Annotated in this window: 5 protein-coding genes; 4 read left to right on the top strand and 1 reads right to left on the bottom strand. The window is 66.2% G+C overall.

What is annotated here, in order from left to right:
- The first annotated feature begins 268 nt into the window (after positions 1-268).
- The gene (locus H0U68_RS22685) at positions 269-772 is read left to right on the top strand and encodes a pyridoxamine 5'-phosphate oxidase family protein (protein WP_296359169.1); all 504 of its coding nucleotides are present in this window, start codon (positions 269-271) and stop codon (positions 770-772) included.
- 15 nt (positions 773-787) lie between these two features.
- On the opposite strand, the gene H0U68_RS22680 is transcribed toward H0U68_RS22685, so the two are convergent.
- Complete coding sequence (locus tag H0U68_RS22680; RefSeq protein ID WP_296359168.1) at positions 788-1,720, bottom strand: succinylglutamate desuccinylase/aspartoacylase family protein; 933 nt, start codon at positions 1,718-1,720, stop codon at positions 788-790.
- A 90-nt stretch (positions 1,721-1,810) separates the two neighbouring features.
- Between H0U68_RS22680 and H0U68_RS22675 the strand changes: the two genes are divergently transcribed.
- From H0U68_RS22675 to H0U68_RS22665, 3 genes are all read left to right on the top strand, one after another.
- Entirely contained in the window at positions 1,811-2,167 is a 357-nt protein-coding gene (locus tag H0U68_RS22675) for a DUF1304 domain-containing protein (protein ID WP_296359167.1), read from the top strand.
- Positions 2,168-2,221: 54 nt separating this feature from the next.
- Positions 2,222-2,497: a hypothetical protein gene (locus H0U68_RS22670; protein ID WP_296359166.1), complete on the top strand. Its 276-nt coding sequence runs from the start codon at positions 2,222-2,224 to the stop codon at positions 2,495-2,497.
- 104 nt (positions 2,498-2,601) lie between these two features.
- On the top strand, positions 2,602-3,207 hold the full coding sequence (locus H0U68_RS22665) for a zeta toxin family protein (RefSeq protein WP_296359165.1): 606 nt from the start codon (positions 2,602-2,604) through the stop codon (positions 3,205-3,207).
- The last annotated feature ends 138 nt before the right edge of the window (positions 3,208-3,345 follow it).

Genomic DNA, 3,345 nt, shown 5'->3' with positions numbered 1-3,345 from the left:
TCGCGCTCACCGCGTTCGCCCGTTCCGAGGACCGCGTGCGCGCCCTGCGCGCCGGCTTCACGGTGCACGTGACCAAGCCGGTGGAGCCGACCGAGATCCTGGCCACGGTGGCCAGCGTGGCCGGACGCAACGCGCCGGCCGACGCCGGTCCGGCCGGCTGAGACGCCCGCGCTGTCAGCCGGGGCGCACGGGCGGGCGTCGCCCACGACGACATGACCCAGCCACCGCGTCGTCCAAGATGGCTCCAACATCCGAAGGAGCAATACGCATGAGCAAAGACCATTCTTTTCAGCAAGACCTGTGGGCCCTGATCAAGGACATCCGCTTCGCCATGCTGACGCACCGCCATCCCGAAGGAGCCCTGCATGCGCACCCGCTGACCATGCAGAACCGCGACCTGGAGCCGGGCGACCCGATCTACTTCTTCGTCTCCAAGAAGACCGAGCTGGGCCAGCGCCTGCTCAGCGACGGCAACGTCTGCGTGAACTACGCCGACCCCGACAAGGACGTCTACGTCAGCATCTCCGGCAATGCCACCATCAGCGAGGACATGGCGCTGAAGAAGAAGCTGTTCAACGCGCTGGCCAAGGCCTGGTTCCCCGGCGGCGCCGAGGACCCGGACCTGGAACTGGTGGCAGTCGCGATCCAGCATGCCGAGTACTGGAACGTGAAGGAAAGCAAGGCCACCCAGGTGCTGAAGATGGCCGCCGCCGCCGTGTCGGGCAAGCCGCCGGAGATGGGCGAGCACCGCGAGCTGCACGTGCACGACTGAGCGCCGCGCGCGCTCCTACAGCGCGCGCGTCAGGTACACCGCCTCGCGCCCGACGATGGGCGCGCGCGTCGGCATGAACACGGTGCAATCCTCCAGCGCGCGGATCTCCTGGGCGCCGTCGGTGGCGATCAGTTCGCCGGCGGCGAAGGTTTCGAATCCGATCAGCGGCCGCGTGAAGCGGAACTCCGGCGTCTCGACCATGCAGGTGCGCAGCAGCTGGAAACGCTGCTGTGGCGCCGGCGGCTTGCGGTCTTCGCGTGGCGCAATCAGCCCGAATTGCGACAGGAAGTCCAGTGCCACCCGGGTGGCCAGTTCGCCGGCGCTGCGGCTGAAGTGCTGCCCGCATTCCACCACCATGGCGCAGCCGGCATCGCCGGACGCTTCGCCGTGGCGGCCGTGCTGCACCAGCGGCGTGCCCGAGCCCAGGCCGTCCGGCATCACCATGTGCACGGGCGGCAGTCCGATGCCCAGTGCCACTTCGGCGTTGCGCGCGAAGGCCGGGTAGACCCAGAACGGCTGCACGTCTTGCGAGGTCGAGTGGATGTCCAGGATGTGGTCGGCCGCTGCCACCACCGGGCGCAGCGCGCGCGCGCGGCGCAGCTCGGGGCTGTCGTCGGAGCCGTCGAGCAGTTCGGGCGACCAGATGCGGTTGAGGTTGTGAACCAGCTGCCGGCTCTCGAACGGCTGCTGCGCGTCGAAGGATTCATAAGCCGCCACGTTGGCGAAGCTCACCGTCAGCGTGCCGATCTTTGGGCGCACCGCGTTGTCCAGCAGGTGCGTGGCCGCGACCATGCCGCACAGCTCGTTGCCGTGCGTGAGCGCGTTCACCAGCAGGTGCGGGCCGGGCTTGCCGGAGGAGAAGCGGTGCACGTAATCGATGCCGGTGTTGCCCTGGCGGTAGGCGGACAGGTCGCGCGGCAGGAGTTCGAAAGCGATGGAGGGGCGCATGCACCAATTGTGCGCGATGCCTCGCCGCGCGGCGGGCATCGCTGTCGCCAGCGTAGCATCGGCCACCACAACAACACCGAGGAGCCCCTCATGTCCACCGCCGCCAATGCCGTCGTCCTGCTGGTCGCGCTGCTGCACGTCTACATCCTGGTGCTGGAGATGTTCCTGTGGAACACGCCGCGCGGGCGCAAGGCCTTCGGCACGACCGAAGCCTTTGCCGCCGAGTCCAAGGTGCTGGCCGCCAACCAGGGCCTGTACAACGGCTTCCTGGCGGCGGGCCTGTTCTGGGGCTTGACGCTGGGCGCCGGCGGCCTGCAGGTGAAGGTGTTCTTCCTGCTGTGCGTGCTGGTCGCCGGCCTCTACGGCGCGGCCACCGCCAACAAGCGCATCCTGTTCGTGCAGGCCGTGCCGGCAGCCATCGGGCTGGCCTTGCTACTGCTGGCCTGAGAGAGAAATACGAGCGGCGACGTAAACTCAGAGCATCTGGAAGGCAAGCACATGATGAGTAGTCGCAAGTTTCCCAAGATCGAAGAAGGCGAGATGCGCCGCCAGGAGGCCCGCCTTCCGGATCTCGCCAAGGTGGCTGGAGAAAACGCGCATCGCCGATCGCTGCAACGCTTTGGCCAGGTGCTGACGGTCCAGAACAATCAGATGGTTGATCTGCGCAGCGATGGCAGTGTCACTGTGGTGAAGACACTTCCGCCTGTCATCAAGGTTCCGACCACTTTGCCGAAGGTCAAGGTCAGGTTGGCGGCCAAGCGCAAGAAGCAGCCCTGAATGGCCGTTCCTCGCATGCGGATGGTCGCTGGCCCGAATGGTTCGGCAAAAGCACCATCATTGAAGACCTGCTGCAGGAGCATCCGGACTGGATCGGAGTGTGGGTGAATGCCGACGAGATCGAGCGCACGCTTCGCGCCGGTGCGCTCGACCTGGAGCAATTTGACATTGCACCAGACCCCTACCTGCAAGAGCGGCTACGGAACTTCTGCCTGGCTTCGGGATTGCTGTCGAAGACAGGACAACAGGGAGCTGTCGTGGATGCGCTGCAGCTTGTCGGCCCCCACGTGAGCCTGCCCGACGACATGGTCAACGCGTACGTTGCCGGCACGCTGGCCGATTTCATCCGACACGAGTTGTTGGACGGTGGAGCGACCTTCACATTCGAAACGGTGATGTCCTCGCCCGATAAGGCTGATTTCATGGCTGAAGCGCTTCAGCGTGGTTATCGGACTTACCTCTACTTCGTCGGTACCAGTTCGCCCGACATCAACGTCGACCGCGTCGCCAAGCGCGTACAAGCGGGCGGCCATCCCGTGCCGGTGGAGCGCATTCGCGAGCGCTATGGAAAGTCGCTGCAGAATCTGGAAGACGCCTGCGCGTCGGCGACGCGCGCCTACGGCGAAATCCCGGGCTGGCTGGGCGACACCAGCCTGATCAGGAAAGTCGTCGAGCAGTGGGCAGTCCCCCAGGCCGATCAGCTACCGTAGCCGGTCAGGCAGCCGGCATCTCCACCGCCACCGCCGTGCCCACCAGCAGCACCGCATGCCCGTCGGCACCGTCGTGCACGTACCGCACGTAGCCGTCGCGCTCGTTCTTCATGGACCAGCCGCCGTCGAGCACCAGGC

Source organism: Ramlibacter sp. (assembly GCF_013697775.1).
Taxonomy (GTDB): domain Bacteria; phylum Pseudomonadota; class Gammaproteobacteria; order Burkholderiales; family Burkholderiaceae_C; genus Ramlibacter.
Note: the sequence above shows the minus strand (reverse complement) of the source record. Positions and strands in the feature narration are given on the sequence as shown.